The following is a 16,992-nucleotide window of genomic DNA, read 5'->3' as shown; positions in this document are numbered from 1 at the left end:
ATTGATTTTGACATCGACATCGATATACGCTGCCGGGCGAGCCGCCCGGCGCCGGGCGGGCGGCGGCCGCGGGCCCGAGGCCGCCCGCGGCCGGGGCGAACACTCCGATCCGAAAGGGTGACTCTCATGCCGTCACGCGAGCTGCCGTTTCCGCTGTTCGACGCGGACAACCACCTGTACGAGACCGCGGACGCCTTCACCCGGCACCTGCCGAAGGAATACCAGGGCGCCATCGAGTACGTGCAGGTGCGGGGCCGGACGAAGATCGCGATCCAGGGGCAGATCAGCGACTACATCCCCAATCCGACGTTCGACCGGGTGGCCCGCCCCGGCGCGCAGGAGGACTACTTCAAGAACGGGAACCCCGAGGGCAAGTCGTACCGGGAGATCGTCGGGAAGGCGATCGAGTCGGTCCCCGCGTTCCGGGAGCCCGGCCCGAGGCTGGAACTCATGAACGAGCAGGGCATCGCGCGCGCCCTGATGTTCCCGACGCTGGCCAGCCTTCTCGAAGAGCGCATGCGGGACGACCCGGAACTCGCCCACGCCGCGGTCCACGCGCTCAACCAGTGGCTGGACGAGGTCTGGTCGTTCAACTACCGGGACCGCATCTTCACCGCGCCGGTGATCACGCTCCCGATCGTCGAGGAGGCGGTCAGGGAACTGGAGTGGTGCCTCGAACGCGGCGCCCGCGTCGTCCTGGTCCGCCCGGCGCCCGCGTTCGGCCCGCGCGGGCCCCGGTCGTTCGCGCTGCCGGAGTTCGACCCGTTCTGGAGGCTGGTCGAGGAGAGCGGCACGCTGGTGGCCTTCCACTCCTCCGACAGCGGCTACCAGCGCCACACCGCGGACTGGGAGGGCAAGCAGCGCGAGTACCTGCCGTTCACGCTGCAGCCGTTCCGCGAGATCGGGCAGTGGCGGGCCATCGAGGACACGGTGGCGTCGCTGATCTGCCACGGCTGCCTGTCCCGCTTCCCCGACCTGAAGATCGCGACCATCGAGACGGGGTCGTCCTGGGTGGGACCGCTGCTGGAGAAGCTGGCGGTCACCTACAAGAAGATGCCGCACGGCTTCCAGGAGGACCCGGTGGAGCAGATGCGCCGGCTCATCCACGTGAGCCCGTTCATCGAGGACGACATGGCCGCGCTGGCCGACCTGCTCGGGATCGACCGGGTGCTGTTCGGCTCGGACTTCCCGCACCCCGAGGGCAAGGCCGACCCGATCACCTACGTCGACGACCTCGCCGGCCTCACCGGCGAGGACAAGGCCAAGATCATGGGCGGTAACCTCGGCCGCCTGATCCCCGGGTGACCCGGCCGCACGCAGGGCCCGCCGCCGCGCGGCGACGGGCCTCCGCGGGGCTCTACCTGCCGCAGGTCCGGATGGACTTCGCCACCATCGAACGGCGCGTCCGGGTCGCCGAGGAGGCCGGGTTCCACAGCGCCTGGTTCATCGACCATCTCGCGCCTCCCGCCGACCGCGGTCTCGACATCCTCGACGCGTGGACGGTCGCCACGGCGGTGGCCATGCGCACCGAACGCCTGCGCGTCGGGCATCTCGTGCTCGCCGCCGAGTTCCGCCATCCGGCGCTGCTGGCCAAGATGGCCGCCAGCCTCGACGTGCTCTCCGGCGGGCGGCTGGAGCTCGGCCTGGGCTGGGGGTCGGTCGCCAGGGAGCTCACCGACTACGGGCTCACCGATCCCGGCCCCCGGAAACGCGCCGGGCGGCTCGCCGAGACCATCGACGTGCTGCGCCGGCTCTGGACCGGCGAGCCGGTCGACTTCGACGGCGACCACTGGACGCTCAGGGACGCGATCTGCCGTCCCCGGCCCGTCGCCGGCCGGGTGCCGATCCACATCGGCGGCGCGGGTCCCCGGCTGACGATGCCCCTGGTCGCCGAGCTGGCCGACTGGTGGAACTGCCCCTCGGGCGCCGCGGACCGGCTCGCCGAGCTTCGCCCGCGGGCCGGGGCGGCGCGGATCTCGGTCCAGCACCCGATCGGCCTGGCCGCCTCCTCGTCCGTGCGCGACGAGGTCGTCGCGACCGCCCACCGCCGGTTCGGAGCGTGGGGCGGCGTCATCGCCGGCACCCCCGACGAGGTCGCCGAGGCGCTGTCGCGCGAACGCGAGGCAGGGGCCGAGCTGTTCGTGTGCCAGTTCCACGACTTCGGCACGCCCGAGACGATCCGGCTCTTCGCCGAGCAGGTCCTCCCGGCGATCGCATGACCTCACGACGAAGGGACGCGGGATGGTGACCGATCGCGGCGAACCGCCGGCATCGTTGATCGAAGAGCTCGGCTTCGCCACCAGAAGGGCCGGTGAAGGCCTGCACGGCACGGCCGAGGTCCTCCCCGCGATGCACGTGCCCGGCGCTCCGCACCTGCGCACGTCCATCCTGGCCACCTGGGCCGACATCCTGACCGGTCTGCTGGCCACCCAGGTCATGGCGCCCCGGGTGCCGGTCACGCTGGAACTCGACGTGCAGCTGTACCGTCCGGCTCCCGCGGACGGAACCGTGGAGGGGATCGCCGAGGTCGTCAAGGTCGGCCGCTCGGTCTTCGTCGCGGGCGTCGCGTTCACCTCGGCCGGGGGCCGCCCGCTGGCGATCGCGAACGCGTCCTTCATGACGGCGCCCGACCCCGGCCTCACGCTCCCGCCCGCCCTCGGCGTCGAACTCCCGGCGCGGAAGGAAAGGCTGGCCGAGCCCTTCGCCGAGCGGGCTGGCTGCCGGCGCCGCCGCTGCGGTGTGGCCGTCCTGCCCCGGTCCGAGAACGGGCTGAACGCCTCGGGCACCGTCAACGGCGGGCTCATCGCCCTCGTCGCCGAGGAGGCCGTGCTGTCACTCGCCCCTGGAGACAGCCTGTGCTCGCTCGGCCTGCGCTACCTCCAGCCGGCACGGGTGGGGCCCGTCGTCGCCACCGCCCGCCTGCGCGACGGTCTCGCCCAGGTGGAGCTCCGCGACTCCGGCACCGACCGCCTCACCGGCATCGCCACCGCGAGGACCTTCTCCGGAGCTCACCGCACATAGCGCGGCGGCCGCCCGCGGGACGGCCGCGCTGGAGCCCTTCACTGTGTCCTGAGCTTGTCCTTCATTCCCTCGAGCCGCATGAGCACCGGGAAGCCGCCGTCGCTGAGGGCGTTGCCGTGGCCGGTCTGGTGGACGTCGAACACCGACTGGACGGCCGCGTAGAAGCCCTGCACGTCCAGGGTCTGGTTGACGGCGCGCTTGGCCTGCCGCAGCGCGAACGGGTGCATCCGCGAGATCTGCTCGGCCAGCTCCATCGTGGCGGTGTCCAGGTTCTCCAGGGGCACGACGTGGTTGACCATGCCGACCTTCTCCGCCTCGTCGGCGGTGACGGGCCGGCCGGTGAACAGGATCTCCTTGGCCTTGCGCGGGCCGAGCTCCCAGGTGTGCCCGTGGTACTCGACCCCGCCGATGCCCATGTGCACGACGGGGTCGGAGAACTGCGCGTTCTCGGCCGCCACGATCAGGTCGCAGGGCCAGCAGAGCATGAGCCCGCCGGCGATGCACTTGCCCTGGACGGCGGCGATCGACGGCTTGGGCACGTTCCGCCAGCGCAGCGAGTAGTCCAGGTACTTGCGGGTCTCGATGCCGTAGATGAACTCCAGGGTGAGCTTCTCCGGAGCCGGTCCGCCGGCCTTGAGGTCGTGCCCGGCGGAGAAGTGCCTGCCGTTGGCCTTCAGCACGATGACCCGCACCTCGTCGTCGGCGGCGGCACGGCTCCAGGCGGCGTCGAGGTCGTCCAGCAGGTCCATGGTCTGGGCGTTGGCGGCCTCCGGGCGGTTCAGCGTGATGACCGCGACCCGCTCCTTGACCTCGTACAGAATCTGGTCCATCGGGTTCTCCTTGTCTGCGGGCGCAGGAGCCGTGCGGGCCGGACCGGCGATGACCCAATTATGACGTCGAAATCAAATATCGGCCATCGCTCGAACCCCTGTCAAGGCAGGGCGCCGCCGACAGGACGGAACCGACGCCGGCCCTTCCGCTGAGGGTCAGCAGGATCCTCCATTGCGTGCACAATCGGGGGCATGGCCAATGAGGGGAAATCTCCCGCAGCGGATGTTTCGGCCCGTGAAGCTGAGGTCCTGGCCGCGCTCGGCGAGCATCTCACCAACGCCGAGATCGGTGCTCGCCTCTTCATCTCCATCCGCACCGTCGAGAGCCACGTCTCGTCGTTGCTGCGCAAGCTACAGGTGGAGGACCGCCGCGCCCTGGCCGCGATCTCGGCGATCCTGGACGCCGGTCCGGTCGCGGCGTTGCCTTCGCCGTTGACGCCGTTCGTGGGCCGGGTGGCCGAGCGGGCGGCGCTCGGCCGGGCTCTGGACGAACATCGCCTGGTCACGGCCGTCGGGCCGGGCGGGGTCGGCAAGACCCGCCTGGCCTTGTGCGTCGCCGCCGAGGTGGGCGACCGGTTCGCCCACGGCGTCTGGTACGTCAACCTGGTGCCGGTGACCGACCCGGCGATGATCGCACCGGCGATCGCGGACGCGCTCGGCCTGGGAGAGGGGCAGGGCCGCTCGGCGACCGACAACGTCCTCGGCTGGCTGGCCGCCCGGGAAACGCTGCTCGTCCTGGACAACTGCGAGCACCTGCTGGACGGCGTGGTCGTCCTGCTGGAACGGCTCCTCGCCGGCAGCCCCCGGCTGACGGTGCTCGCCACCAGCCGGTCCAGGCTGCTGGTGCCGTTCGAAGGGGTGTTCCCGGTGCCCGGGCTGTCGATCGAAGCCGACGACGGCGGCCCCGGCGACGCGGTCGAGCTGTTCCTCGGACGGGTCACGGCCGGCGGTAGCCGGCTCAGGCCCGGCGACGAGAAGCGCGTCGCCGCCGTCTGCCGAGGCCTGGACGGCATGGCGCTCGCGATCGAACTGGCCGCCGCCCGCTACGCGTCGCTCGGCCTCGGCGGGGTCGAGGCCGGGTTGGCCGACCGGCTGCGGTTGCTGACCGGCGGGCCACGGATCGATGACCGGCACCGGTCTCTGCGTTCGACGCTCGACTGGAGTCACGAGCTGCTGCCCGAATCCGACCGGGCGGTGCTGCGGCGGATCTCGGTGTTCGCCGGCCCGTTCACCGCCCGCGCCGCCGCGACGGTGCTGGGTGACCGGCCGCCGGTCCAGGCCCGCGCCGTCGCGACCATGCTGGCAGGTCTCGCCGACCAGAGCCTGCTGGTGGCGATCCCCGATCGGAGCGGGACGGGCTACCGTGCCCTGGAGACCATCCGCCAGTACGGCATGGACCGGCTCGAAGACGCCGGCGAGTCGGCCGAGGCGCACTGGCGCCACTTCGCTTGGTGCTTGGCGGAGAGCACCGAGCTCCAGGCCGCCTCAGGCGAACCCACCGGTGCCTGGCGGGCCGCGTTCGACCGGGTCGCCGACGAACTGCGGGCCGCCCTGGCCTGGGCCGCCGGCGCCGTCGAACACCGCCACGACGCCTACCGGCTGGCGATGGGACTCGCCGGTCTGACCTTCGCCCGGGGCATGCCCGGCGAGTCGCAGCGGCGTTACCAGCAGGCGGCCGAGCTGGCTCCGCACGACGCGGCCGCCGCCGGCGCCCTGCGCTCCGCGGCGGGCGCCGCGGAATCACGGCAGTTCGGCAGCGAGGCGCTGCGGCTGCGCAGGGCCGCGGCCGGAGCGGCGCTGCGGGCGGGCGACCGGGCCGCGGCGGCGGCCGACCTCGCCAGGAACGCCGAGCTGATCACCCGTGGCCCGGGGCTCATGGCCACCGGGCAGGTGGACGGGCAGGTGGAGGCGTTGATCGCCGAGGGGTGGAAGCTGGCCGGCGACGACATGGCCGCGCGGGCACGGCTGCTCACCGCCGAGGCGTTCAACGGCGCGACCGCCGACCCGGCCACCGCCGAACTCGTCGAGCGTGCGCTCGCACTGGCCCGCCGCATCGGCGACCCGCTGATCGAGAGCGCCGCGCTCGACCAGCTCACCGCGATACAGCTGGTTCGCGGCGAGGTCGGCGCCGCGGCGGCCAGTGCCTCGCGGCGCACCGAACTGCTGGCCCCGATGCCGGTGACGGCCCTGACCGGGCTCGAGTTCTTCGACGGGTTCACCATGGCCTCCGACTGCGCCGTCGCCGCCGGCGACCTGCGGGCCGCGAGAAGGCACGCCGAGGGACTGCGGGACCTGTCCTTCCACCGGGAGGAGGGCCACCTGGCGACCGTGCGGCTGCTCGTCGTCACGGCGCTCGCGGGTGACTGGAACGAGACGATCATGCTGGCGGAGCGGTTCCGCGAGGGCTGGGAGCGGGCCGGGCGACCCCGTGCGGGCAACCTCGGCCGCGGTGCGTACGCGGTCGCCGCGGTCCACGGGCTGCGCGGGGACGACGAGGCCCGTGCGGCGTGGCTGGACATCGTCGACGCCGTGCGCACGCCGGGCCGCTCTCTGGCGGAGCTCGGGTACTGCGAGTTCTTCGACGCCCTGCTCCTGTTGCACCGCGGTTCGCCCGAGCACGCGATGGAGATGCTGGCCAGGGCACCCGAGCAGATGAAGGAGTGGTACAACAGCGCATGGCGGCCCTGGTACGGCGCGTTGTGGGCTGAAGCGGCCGTTCTGTCCGGTCATGAGGACGCCCCCGGACGTCTCCGGCGCGCACGCGTTGTGGCGGCGAGCAACCCGATCGCCACCGCGATCGTCGATCGCGCGGCGGCCATGATCGCACCAGGCGGCGACCGCGACGGACTGAACGTCGCGGCCGCTGTCCTCGCGGACGCCGGGTGCCGTTATCAGCGGGCCCGCACGCTCGTGTTCCTCGGAGGCGAGCAGCGGGCTCAGGGTGAGTCCGAGCTGGCGAGGATGGGCGCGACGGTTATGGCCTGGCCTCCAGGATGATGTTGAACGGAGTCTCGGCCGCCCGCCGTACGTGGCCGAACCCGGCATCGCGCAGCACCTCGGTCAGCCGGCGTTCACCAGCCTGCGCGCCCAGCCCCAGCCCGACCTCCTGTGCCAGCGAGCCCGGCGTGCAGATCACGGTGGACAGGCCGTAGTAGGCCCGTCCGACCGGGTTCAGGTTCTGCTCCAGCGCGTCGCCCGCGTACGGCTCGACCAGCAACAGCGTGCCGTCCGAAGCCAGCGACTCCCGGATGCGGCGAGCCGCCCCGACCGGGTCGCCCATGTCGTGCAGCGCGTCGAACAGGCACACCAGGTCGTAGCCCTGGCCGGGGAAGTCCTTCCCCGACGCGACGTCGAACCGCACCCGCTGGTGGAGACCGGCCTCCCGCGCGGTCCTGCGGGCGGCCTCGATGGAGACGTCGTGGAGGTCGAAGCCCGCGAACGTCGACCGTTCGAACGCCCGAGCCATGATGATCGTCGACGCGCCGAGGCCGCAGCCCACGTCGGCCACGCTGGCGCCCGACCGCAGTTTCTCGGCCACGCCGTCGAGCGACGGCAGCCAGTCCTCGACGAGATGGGCGGCGTAGCTGGGACGGAAGAGCCGCACGATGCCGGAGAACAGCCGGTGGTCGTGGTCGGCCCAGCCGACGCCCGCGCCGGTACGGAACGCCTCGGCGAACACGTCGTGATCGGCGTAGCAGGAGGCGATGGCCTCGAAGGCGCCGCCGAGGAAGACCGGGCTGTCCTCGTTCGCGACGACCATGGCCTGCTCCGCCGGCAGCTCGTAGGCGCCGTCCGCGGGGTCGTAGACGACGTAACCGCCGGCTGCCTGGTTGCCAAGCCATTCACGGACATAGCGCTCGGTGGTGCCGGTGCGTCGCGCCAGCTCGACTGAGGTGATCGGGCCGGCGCCGGCCATCGCCTTGTAGAGGCCCAGCCGGTCGCCGAGGTGGAGCAGCAGCCCGGAGATGGCGGCTGCCATGTCGACGACCGCCTGTCCGACGAAGGCGTGGAGTCTGGCCTCGTCGATCGGCGAGGCGCCGGTCGCCGGAGTACCGGTTGTGGTGGTCATGAGCTTCTCCGCTCTTCGGTGCGGGTCCCGATGGACCCAGGGGAAGAGCGTGCGCACCGGTGCGGGCCGGAGGCATCCGTGGCCACCACGGATTCACCGGTCCGTGGCGGGCCCGGATGCCGGGCGGTCCGCAGGCGATCCACGGTGGACCCAGTGGCGAACGTCCGCCGTTCGACTGAACGGCACACGCGGTTCGCCCGCTAGGAAAGGCATGCCATGAACCATCACAAGCCGCGGCTGCGGGCGGCGTTCCTCGCCTCCGGCGTCGCCCTCGGGGCCGCGTTCCTCGGCGGGGCGCCCGCCCACGCGGCGACGACCGTCGCGTTCAGCGGGGGCGTCCTGAGCATCGCCGGGGACACGGCGGCCAACAGCCTCACCGTGGGCAGGACCCCGGCCGGCGTCATCACTCTCAACGGGGCCCCGGTCCAGGTGCCGGGCGATGACCCGACGACGGCCAACGTGCAGCGCGTCCACATCGACGGCGGCGACGGCGGCGACACCCTGAGACTGGACGAGACGGGAGGCCCCATGCCGCCAGGCGAGTTCATCGGCGGCGAGGGCGACGACGCCCTGACCGGCGGCTCGAGAGCGGACATCCTGTCCGGCGGCGCGGGGTTGGACGCGCTCTTCGGCAAGGGCGGTGACGACACCATGACCGGCGGCATCGGCAACGACAAGGCCACCGGCGGCCCCGGCATCGACACCGTGGCACTCGGGGCCGGCGGCGACGAGTTCACCTGGAACGCCGGAGACGGCAACGACCGTGTCACCCCCGACGCCGACAGGGACACCCTGCTGTTCAACACCGGACCGGAAGAGCTCGTGAACATCGTCCCCCGAGGACCACGGGCCTTCGTCGTCATCCCGCCGGACCCCTTCAGCCCTCCGGGAACATCCCTGAAGGTCGACATGGACATCAGCGGGTTCGAGCTGGTGAAGCTGAACATCCCCGACTTCGTTCAGCAGCCGGACGGATCGATTCACCGGGAGGTGAGGATCAATGACGCGCCCGGTGCCGGTCTCGCCGTGGTGAAGGTGAACTTCGCCCCGCACGCCGGTCCCGTGGCGCCGTTCAACGAACTGCTCTTCCGCGGCACCCTGGGCGCGGACCGGATCAGGCTGGCCGGATCACCGGCCACGGGCGTCGAGGTGTTCGGCGTGTCCCAGACGGTCCTGGCCAACCAGGTGGCGGCGTTCACCGTCTTCGGCGGGGACGGCGACGACGTGATCGACGCCAACGGCCTGTCCGCCGGTACGACCACCCTCCGGGAGTTCGGCGGCGGCAATCCGTTCGACTCCGGCCACCTCAACGACGGCAACGACACTCTGGTCGGCACCCCCGGTGACGACAGTCTGGTCGGCGGCACCGGTCTCAACACCTACGACGGCCGAGGTGGCAACGACACCATCGGCGATTAGCAGGCGGAACACCGACACCGCCATCCGGTCGGTTGTGGGGCCGTCCGCCGGGGGCCGGCCCCACAACCGCGGCAGTTCAGGACACCTTCGGGGGCGTGGAGGTCGCGTTCGCGCATGACCAGGTAGTTCTCGCCCTGGATCTCGACCTCGTACGGGACTGTACGGTTTTCCGGTGTAACTCCTGATCAAGGAGTGACGCCTGATGGCCACGACTGAACCGAAGGCGGACGCCACGGTGGCCAAGCCCGACAAGCGCGCGGCGGTCACCAGCACCAGCAGGGTGGAGGTCAGGATGACTCCGCGCAGGTTGGTGCGGATCTCGCGCGGCGAGGTGGTGATGCTCTCCCAGTACAGCCTCGGAAGGAACAGGAACAGCACCACCTGCGGCGGCAGGGTCACCTGCCGCACCGCCGGGATGAACCCGAGCAGGAACCCGCCGGCGAGCAGGACGACCGGGCCGGCGATCCGCAGCCTGCCCGCGATCAGGTGGCAGACCAGGATCGCCACCCCGAGCAGCACGACGAGTTCGAGCCCTTCCAACGGCGGTCCTTGGCCGGCGGGAGATGGAGATGGTGACGGCTTGGCCGTTGGTGGTCGGAACGTCGCCGGCGCGTTCGGCCCGGTCGGGTGCGGGTGCCCTGGTACCAGCCGTCGCGTCCCTTGACGGGCCGGACGTACAGGTCGTCGCCGTTGCGGACGACCCACATGGTGACGGGGTCGCGCAGGCTGCCGTCGGCGCGCATCGACCGCAGGTCGGGTTCGTCGGTGCGGTCGATGACAGACAGCTCGCCGGTGCTCCAACCGGCCATGGTCGTGCCTTCGCCGGAACTACCCGCGATGGGGCAAAGGCCGGGTCACAGGCCGATCATCTTCATCTGGGCTTCGTTGTGGTGGTCGCCGGCGGCGTCGGCGAGGGCGTCCAGGCGCGCGATCTGGTCGGCGGCCAGTGTGAGGGAGTCTGCGGCGGTGTTCTCCTCCAGCCGGGTCACCCGCTTGGTGCCGGGGATGGGGACGATGTCGTCGCCGCGGGTGAGCAGCCAGGCGAGCGCGACCTGGGCGGGGGTGGCGCCGGCGTCGGAGGCCACGGCCTTCACCTGGTCGGCGAGGCGCAGGTTGTGGTCGAAGTTGGTGCCGGTGAAGCGCGGGTTGGTGGCGCGGAAGTCGGTGGCCTCGAAGTGGGTGTCGGCGGTGATGGCGCCGGTGAGCCAGCCGCGGCCGAGCGGCGAGTAGGCGACCAGCCCGATGCCGAGCTCCCGCAGGACGGGCAGGGTCTGCGGTTCGGGGTCACGGGTCCACAGCGAGTACTCGGTCTGGAGCGCGGTGATCGGGTGGACGGCGTGCGCCCGGCGGATGGTGTCCGGTCCGGCTTCCGACAGCCCGATGTGGGTGATCTTCCCGGCGGTGACGAGGTCCGCCAGGACGCCGATGGTCTCCTCGATCGGGGTCTGCGGGTCCACGCGGTGCTGGTAGTACAGGTCGATGTGGTCGACGCCCAGACGGCGCAACGACCCTTCGACCGCTTCGCGGATGCTGGCGGGGCTGCTGTCCAGGCCGTTGCGGCCGGTGTGGGAGATCATCCCGAACTTGGTGGCGACCACGGCCCGGTCCCGGTGGCCCTTGAGGGCGCGGCCGAGGAGTTCTTCGTTGGTGTAGGGACCGTAGACCTCGGCGGTGTCGATCATGGTGACGCCGAGGTCGAGGGCGCGGTGCAGGGTGCGGATCGATTCGGCGTCGTCGCTGCCCGCGCCGGTGTAGGCGAAGGACATGCCCATCATGCCCAGGCCGATCCGGCCGACGTCCAGGTGGCCGAGCTTCACATGCTTCATGATCGTCTCCGTTGTCGTGTCGTGTCGTGTCGGGTGGCGGATGCCGGTCCCGGGGTGGAGCGGTCGAGGGCCTGGGAGCCCAGGACCATCCGCAGCGGGGCGGGCGTGATCGCGTACAGCGCTTTCACCGCGTCGGCGCCGACGAACTCCTGATCGGTCGTGGCCAGCGTGGAGACGTGGCCGGGGAACAGCGCCTCGTGGTTGCGGCGTGCGGCGTCACTGATCGCCATGGGATACCCCCTTCTGGCAGAGCGGAACGAGCAGGTGGAGGGGTCACTGATCAAAAGGAGGCCGCCGGGCCGGTGACCTCAGGGGCCGACGGCTCAGGGACGGATGAGGACCTTCAGGGCCTCGCGGCGGTCCATGGCCCGGTAGCCGTCGGGCACCTGGTCCAGGCCGATGGTGCGGTCGAAGACCTTGCCCGGCTGGACGGTGCCGTCCAGGACGGCGGGCATGAGCTCCTCGATGTAGGCGCGCACCGGGGCGGGCCCGCCGGTCAGGGTGATGTTCGGGCCGAACAGGCTGCCGAACCCGACCGGCGCCTCCTCGTACTGCGGCACGCCGACCCGGGAGATCACCCCGCCGGGACGGACCACACCGGTCGCCTGGGTGTAGGCGGGCATGTGGCCGACCGCCTCCAGTACCTTGTGCGCGCCGTGGCCGCCGGTCAGATCCCGGACCGCTGCGATGCCTTCGTCTCCGCGGTCGGCGACCACGTCGGTGGCGCCGAACTCCCGGCCCAGGTCGGTGCGGTCCTTGTGCCGCCCCATCAGGATGATCTGCTGGGCGCCCAGCTGCCGGGCCGACAGGACCGCCAGCAACCCCACGGCCCCGTCGCCGATCACCACGACCTTGTCGCCGGGGCCGACGTTCGCCCGCTTGGCGGCGTGGTAGCCGGTGCCGTACACATCCGACAGGGTCAGCAGGTGCGGCAGGAACTCCGAATCCTCCCCGACGGGCGCCTTGACCAGGGTCCCGTCGGCCAGCGGCACCCGGACGGCCTCGGCCTGGCCACCGCCGATCCCGCCCGCGGCCCAGAACCCGCCGTGCAGGCAGGAGGTCTGCAACCCCTCCCGGCAGAACTCACACGTCCCGTCCGACCAGGCGAACGGCGCGATCACCAGATCACCCCGCTCGACCGTCGACACCTCGCCGCCGATCTCCTCCACGATCCCGATGAACTCATGCCCCATCGGAGACGCCTCGCCGACGGGCATCGAATGGTAGGGATGCAGGTCCGACCCGCAGATACAGGCCGCCACGACCCGCACCAGGGCGTCGGCCGGCCGCTGGATCACCGGGTCCGGGACCGTGTCGATCCGCACGTCCCCCGCCCCGTACATGAACGCTGCTCGCATCTTGGCACCTCTCGTAACGTCACTGGTCAAAGCCCTACCCCGGCCCCGTAAAACGCGGACTCCCGGCAGGCTCACCTCCAGCAAACGTCCTTTGACCCGGGCGTGGCAGTGCCTGTCGTTCCAGGTAATGCCAGTACCTGCTTCACCGGCGCGGCGTCGCCTACCGTGAGATTCATGGACGACCGCACCGAGATCCAGGAGTTCCTCGCCTCCCGCCGCGCCCGCATCACCCCCGAACAGGCAGGGCTGCCCGCCTACGGCGGCAACCGCCGCGTCAAAGGCCTGCGCCGCGAAGAGGTCGCCATGCTCGCCGGGGTCTCGGTCGACTACTACGTGCGCTTGGAGCGAGGGAACCTGTCGGGCGCATCCGACGGCGTCCTGGACGGCGTCGCCCGCGCTCTCCACCTTGACGACGCCGAACGCGAACACCTGTTCGATCTCGCCCGGCGGGACGCCGGCCCCGCCCCGACCGCGCGCCGCCGCAGCCCGAACAAGCCGGTCCGGGCCGTCCTGCGGCACATGCTGGATGCGATCAGCGACGCGCCCGCGTGGATCCGCAACGACCGCCACGACGTGCTGGCGACCAACCGGCTCGCCGCGGCGCTGTACGCGCCCGTCCTGGCACAGCAGGCCGATCCGCGCCGCCCGGCCAACACCGCCCGCTTCATCTACCTCGACCCCGCGGCCAAAGAGTTCTTCACCGACTGGGACAAGGCCGCCGACGACATCGCCGCGATGCTTCGCGCCGAAGCCGGCCGCAACCCCTACGACAAGAACCTGACCGATCTCATCGGCGAGCTGTCCACCCGAAGCGAGGTCTTCCGTCAACGGTGGGCCGACCACAACGTCCGTCACCATCGCGCCGGCGTCAAGAAACTCCACCACCCCGCCGTCGGCGATCTGGAGCTCAACTTCGAGGCGATGACCCTGGCCTCCGACCCGGGCCTCACCCTCCTGATCTACACCGCCCCGCCCGGCACCCCCAGCGCCGACGGCCTGCGCCTGCTGGCCGCCTGGGCCGCCACCGATGATCAGCTGTCCGGCACCGCACAGCGCGAGGCCCGGCGACCCGACGCCTGACCCCTGACGGGGAGATCAGGAACGACAGGTGCTGGACCGCGCCATCGCCATCTCGCCGAGCGCGCCCTGCTGAAATCGCCTGCCGGGCACGCCAGACAACCCCATCAACCGGCCTCCGAAAATCTCTGCTGAGCGAGGTAGATATTCTTGGCGAAGTGGGGTACCGTTCCTGTCATCGAAGAAGAACAAGTCCATGAGACGCGGCAGATGACGAACTGCTCGCACAGATGGATGACGCGGGCCGGGCGGGCCGGGGTCAACGCAGTGAAAGGGACCCCGGCCGCCGGTCGCGCGCCGGGCGGCCACCGGGCCGCCGACAGCACGAAGGCAAGTCGCAACAACGCAGGAAACGCAGGTAGGGAATACACGGAAGGAGGGCCTCGGCACCATCGGGATCGCCCGTCGCAGGCTCCAGTCACGCCGCGCGGGTACCGCAGCCCCACAGATTGGACGGTGGTCTACGGTCACGCATCCGCGATCCCCGCGCTCCCGCCGCAGGCGGACGGCGCGGAAGACAACCGGCCGCAGCGCCGGATAGATGGTGTTGTACCTCATGGCCCCGGCGCCGTATCTGGCGCCGGGGCCCGTCGTTTTCCCCGAGCACATCCGGCGCTTACGCCCACGACAGTACGGAAGGTTTTGTGAGAGCACCTCAGCCGGCTCGGCCCGGCACCCATCCGGCGCACCGCGAGCCGCATCCCGCCCAGCCCGATCCGGCCCAGGACGACCCCGACAGCAGGCTGGACGACAAGCTCGACGACGAGGACTACCCCGCCTACAGCATGGGCCGGGCCGCCGAAATCCTCGGCGTCACCCCAGGATTCCTGCGCGGCCTGGACGCCGCCAAGCTGTTCGTCCCGCAACGCTCGGCCGGCGGCCACCGCCGCTACTCCCGCTACCAGCTGCGCCTGGCCCAACGCGCCCGCGACCTGGTCGACCAGGGCACCGCCCTGGAGGCGGCCTGCCGCATCATCATCCTGGAAGACCAGCTCGCCGAAGCCATGCGCATCAACACCCGGCTCCAACAGCACATCGACCAGGCACCCGAACGGGACTGATCAGCCATGGCCGCCGGCACCAACGGGCGCGAGCGGGAACCCTAAGGTTCGTCCGTCACCTGGTCGGCGTCTCCAGCGGATGCGGGGTCAGGTGATGGCGGTGGCCAGGGGCCCCGTTGCTTCGGCGGTTTCCCTTGCCCTGCGCCAGGCGGGGTCGGCGGCGAAACGTCTCCACTGCTCGCGCTTTTCGTGCTCGTCCCGCCACGCGAGAAGGTGGTAGAGCTCGTCGGGTCGGCCTTCCGCTGTCCAGAAGCCGACCAGGCGCAACCCACAGCATTGGGCTGCAAGTGCGGCGCGGTCGGGCGGGTTACCAGCGGATGATCTTGAAGGGTTTCGTCAGAGGTAGAGGCCGGTGCCGTGTTCGGGGCGTTCGTTGGCGATGGCGTGGAGGTCGCGTTCGCGCATGACCAGGTAGTTCTCGCCCTGGATCTCTACCTCGTACTGGTCGCCCGGGTGCAGCAGGACGCGGTCGCCGACCTTGACGGTGCGGGCGTGCGTGCCGACGCCGCAGACCTCGCCCCAGACGAGGCGGTTGGACTGCTCCACGGTGGCGGGGATGACGATGCCGCCGGTGCTGCGGCGTTCGCCGGCGTCTTTCTCCACCTTGATCATGACGCGGTCGTGGAGCATCTGGACTTCGAACTTCGGCGCGGGCACGCTGCGAGTTTATCGGTGCCCGAGGGCTGCCCACGAGTCGGCGATGATCTCGTGCAGGGCCGAACGTCCGGGGTGCCAGGCCAGGTCGCGGCGGATGGCGGTGCTGTCGGCCATCAGGAGGGGCGGCTCGGGCTGGGGCGGGGCGTGCTCGACGGGGATCGGGCGGCCGGTGACCTCCCGGACGGCGGTGATCACGTCCTGGACGGAGGTGCCGGTGCCGCTGCCCACGTTGTAGGTGAGGGCGGTGCCGGGGGCGGCCGCGTCGAGGGCGAGGACGTAGGCGGCGGCGAGGTCGTCCAGGTGGAGGTATTCGCGGATCGCCGTGCCGTCGCCGTTGACGCGCAGGTGCGGGGCCTCGCCGGCGGCCACGGAGAGGGCCTTGGGGATGAGGCGGGTCAGATCGGGGTCGGGGCGGCCGTCGACGGATCCGGCGACGTTGAACGTGCGCAGGACGACCGCGCCGATGGCGCCGGTGCGGGCGTGGTGGCGGATCAGGTCTTCGGCGGCGAGCTTCGAGGCGCCGTACGGGCTGGTGGGGGAGGGCGGGGCGGACTCGGTGATGGGCTGGGTCTCGGGGGTGCCGTAGACGGCGGCGGTGGAGCCGTAGATCACCGTGGGGGTGCCGGGGAGCGCGCGCAGGAGGTTGATCGTGCCCTGGACGTTGGCGGCGTAGAAGTCGAGCGGGTGGTCGAAGGATTCGCGGACGCGGGTGCGGGCGGCCAGGTGGCAGACGGCCTCGCAGGGGTCGAGCGTGAACGGGGTGAGGAGGTCGGCGAGGTGCGGCCTGACACCACGGGGGAGGGGGCTCTCGCGGCGGACGAGGGCGGTGACCTCGTGGCCGGCGGCGGCCAGGCGGCGGCAGACGGCGTAGCCGACGTAGCCGGCCGCGCCGGTGACCAGGACGCGCATCAGGGCAGGTCGGTGACGCGGGCGAAGACGCCCGGGTAGCCGGCCTTGCCGCAGCCGTAGCCCCAGGAGACGACGCCGGTGACGCGGCCGTTCGTGACCAGGGGGCCGCCGCTGTCGAACTGGCAGGTGTCGGCGGTGGCCGAGCCCGCGCAGATCATGTCGGAGGCGTCGAACGAGGAGCCGTAGGCGGTGGTGCAGGCGGCGTTGCCGGGCAGGGGCATCGACACCGTGCGGAGCTTGGTGTTGAGGATGTTGTTCTCGGAGGTGAAACCCCAGCCGAGGGCCTGCCCGGCCGAGCCGGTGGGCGTGCCGAGGGCGGCGGTGGGGCGGGCCACGGGGCGGGCGAGGGTGAGGACGGCCAGGTCGTGGTGGGAGACGGTCTCGTCCTTGAAGCTCGTCTCGCTGTATTCCGGGTGGATCTCGACGGACTTCACCGCGACGGTCTCGCCGGTGCGTTCGACCAGGTCGGAGCGGCCGAACGTGACGTTCAGCAGGCCGGGCACGGACCGGAACATCGTCACGCAGTGACCGGCGGTCAGCACCTTGTCCGGCTTGATCAGCGAGCCGCCGCAGAACTGCCCGGTGGGACGCACGAAGAACAGCGGTGATCCGACGGCCGCCAGCCACGGGTACGAGGTGGCCTGCACCGGGGTGCCGCCGACGATCGCCGAGGCGGGCGCGGGGGCCAGGGCGCCCGCGGCGACGGCGAGGGCGGCGGCGAGGGCGGCGGCGCGGCGGAGGAGGGGCATAAGCGGGAATCTAGAG

At 71.5% G+C, this 16,992-nt stretch carries 16 protein-coding genes and 1 pseudogene; 7 read left to right on the top strand and 10 right to left on the bottom strand.

All coding sequences use genetic code 11. The features are described 5' to 3' along the window. Positions 1–126: 126 nt before the first annotated feature. The 3 genes from ABZ810_RS16720 to ABZ810_RS16710 are packed head-to-tail and all read left to right on the top strand — an operon-like array spanning position 127 to position 3,021. Positions 127–1,305: an amidohydrolase family protein gene (locus ABZ810_RS16720; RefSeq protein ID WP_358403790.1), complete on the top strand. Its 1,179-nt coding sequence runs from the start codon at positions 127–129 to the stop codon at positions 1,303–1,305. Further along, complete coding sequence (locus ABZ810_RS16715) at positions 1,302–2,219, top strand: LLM class flavin-dependent oxidoreductase (RefSeq protein ID WP_358403789.1); 918 nt, start codon at positions 1,302–1,304, stop codon at positions 2,217–2,219. Before ABZ810_RS16720 ends, ABZ810_RS16715 begins: the two co-directional genes overlap by 4 nt. A 22-nt stretch (positions 2,220–2,241) precedes the next feature. Further along, the gene (locus ABZ810_RS16710) at positions 2,242–3,021 is read left to right on the top strand and encodes a PaaI family thioesterase (protein WP_358403787.1); all 780 of its coding nucleotides are present in this window, start codon (positions 2,242–2,244) and stop codon (positions 3,019–3,021) included. A gap of 38 nt (positions 3,022–3,059) precedes the next feature. Here ABZ810_RS16710 and ABZ810_RS16705 read toward each other — a convergent pair whose 3' ends face one another. Further along, positions 3,060–3,851, bottom strand: a complete 792-nt coding sequence (locus ABZ810_RS16705; protein WP_358403786.1) for an enoyl-CoA hydratase — start codon at positions 3,849–3,851, stop codon at positions 3,060–3,062. Positions 3,852–4,043: 192 nt separating this feature from the next. Here ABZ810_RS16705 and ABZ810_RS16700 point away from each other — a divergent pair, with 192 nt between their 5' ends. Further along, the gene (locus tag ABZ810_RS16700; RefSeq protein WP_358403784.1) at positions 4,044–6,848 is read left to right on the top strand and encodes a LuxR C-terminal-related transcriptional regulator; all 2,805 of its coding nucleotides are present in this window, start codon (positions 4,044–4,046) and stop codon (positions 6,846–6,848) included. Here ABZ810_RS16700 and ABZ810_RS16695 read toward each other — a convergent pair. Continuing rightward, positions 6,826–7,920, bottom strand: coding sequence for a methyltransferase domain-containing protein (locus tag ABZ810_RS16695; protein WP_358403783.1), 1,095 nt, complete (start codon positions 7,918–7,920; stop codon positions 6,826–6,828). The genes ABZ810_RS16700 and ABZ810_RS16695 overlap by 23 nt on opposite strands. Before the next feature lie 216 nt (positions 7,921–8,136). Between ABZ810_RS16695 and ABZ810_RS16690 the strand changes: the two genes are divergently transcribed. Next, positions 8,137–9,339: a hypothetical protein gene (locus ABZ810_RS16690; RefSeq protein ID WP_358403782.1), complete on the top strand. Its 1,203-nt coding sequence runs from the start codon at positions 8,137–8,139 to the stop codon at positions 9,337–9,339. 482 nt (positions 9,340–9,821) lie between these two features. Here ABZ810_RS16690 and ABZ810_RS16685 read toward each other — a convergent pair whose 3' ends face one another. From ABZ810_RS16685 to ABZ810_RS16670, 4 genes are all read right to left on the bottom strand, one after another. After that, entirely contained in the window at positions 9,822–10,148 is a 327-nt protein-coding gene (locus ABZ810_RS16685; RefSeq protein WP_358403780.1) for a DUF2255 family protein, read from the bottom strand. Positions 10,149–10,193: 45 nt separating this feature from the next. Beyond that, positions 10,194–11,165 carry an aldo/keto reductase gene (locus ABZ810_RS16680; protein WP_358403779.1) on the bottom strand — a complete coding sequence of 324 codons (972 nt, stop codon included), beginning with the start codon at positions 11,163–11,165 and terminating at the stop codon, positions 10,194–10,196. Beyond that, complete coding sequence (locus tag ABZ810_RS16675) at positions 11,162–11,395, bottom strand: hypothetical protein (RefSeq protein WP_358403777.1); 234 nt, start codon at positions 11,393–11,395, stop codon at positions 11,162–11,164. The genes ABZ810_RS16680 and ABZ810_RS16675 overlap by 4 nt, the downstream gene beginning before the upstream one ends. Positions 11,396–11,488: 93 nt before the next feature. Further along, a complete protein-coding gene (locus ABZ810_RS16670) occupies positions 11,489–12,523 on the bottom strand; it encodes an alcohol dehydrogenase catalytic domain-containing protein (protein WP_358403775.1) in 1,035 nt (344 codons plus the stop codon). 174 nt (positions 12,524–12,697) lie between these two features. Between ABZ810_RS16670 and ABZ810_RS16665 the strand changes: the two genes are divergently transcribed. Both ABZ810_RS16665 and ABZ810_RS16660 read left to right on the top strand, forming a co-directional pair. Next, positions 12,698–13,603: a helix-turn-helix transcriptional regulator gene (locus ABZ810_RS16665; protein WP_358403773.1), complete on the top strand. Its 906-nt coding sequence runs from the start codon at positions 12,698–12,700 to the stop codon at positions 13,601–13,603. A gap of 740 nt (positions 13,604–14,343) precedes the next feature. Continuing rightward, positions 14,344–14,661: a MerR family transcriptional regulator gene (locus ABZ810_RS16660; RefSeq protein ID WP_358404387.1), complete on the top strand. Its 318-nt coding sequence runs from the start codon at positions 14,344–14,346 to the stop codon at positions 14,659–14,661. An 87-nt stretch (positions 14,662–14,748) separates the two neighbouring features. Here ABZ810_RS16660 and ABZ810_RS16655 read toward each other — a convergent pair. From ABZ810_RS16655 to ABZ810_RS16640, 4 genes and pseudogenes are all read right to left on the bottom strand, one after another. Further along, a pseudogene (locus tag ABZ810_RS16655) lies at positions 14,749–14,946 on the bottom strand (NIPSNAP family protein); the annotation flags it as partial. 51 nt (positions 14,947–14,997) lie between these two features. Next, a complete protein-coding gene (locus tag ABZ810_RS16650; protein WP_358403771.1) occupies positions 14,998–15,318 on the bottom strand; it encodes a co-chaperone GroES in 321 nt (106 codons plus the stop codon). Positions 15,319–15,327: 9 nt separating this feature from the next. Continuing rightward, complete coding sequence (locus ABZ810_RS16645) at positions 15,328–16,227, bottom strand: NAD-dependent epimerase/dehydratase family protein (RefSeq protein WP_358403769.1); 900 nt, start codon at positions 16,225–16,227, stop codon at positions 15,328–15,330. Beyond that, positions 16,227–16,976, bottom strand: coding sequence for a serine protease (locus ABZ810_RS16640; RefSeq protein ID WP_358403767.1), 750 nt, complete (start codon positions 16,974–16,976; stop codon positions 16,227–16,229). The genes ABZ810_RS16645 and ABZ810_RS16640 overlap by 1 nt, the downstream gene beginning before the upstream one ends. Positions 16,977–16,992: the final 16 nt, after the last annotated feature.

Source organism: Spirillospora sp. NPDC047279, from assembly GCF_040643285.1.
In the GTDB taxonomy this organism is placed as follows: Bacteria; Actinomycetota; Actinomycetes; order Streptosporangiales; family Streptosporangiaceae; genus Spirillospora.
This window is presented reverse-complemented; position numbering and strand designations above follow the sequence as displayed.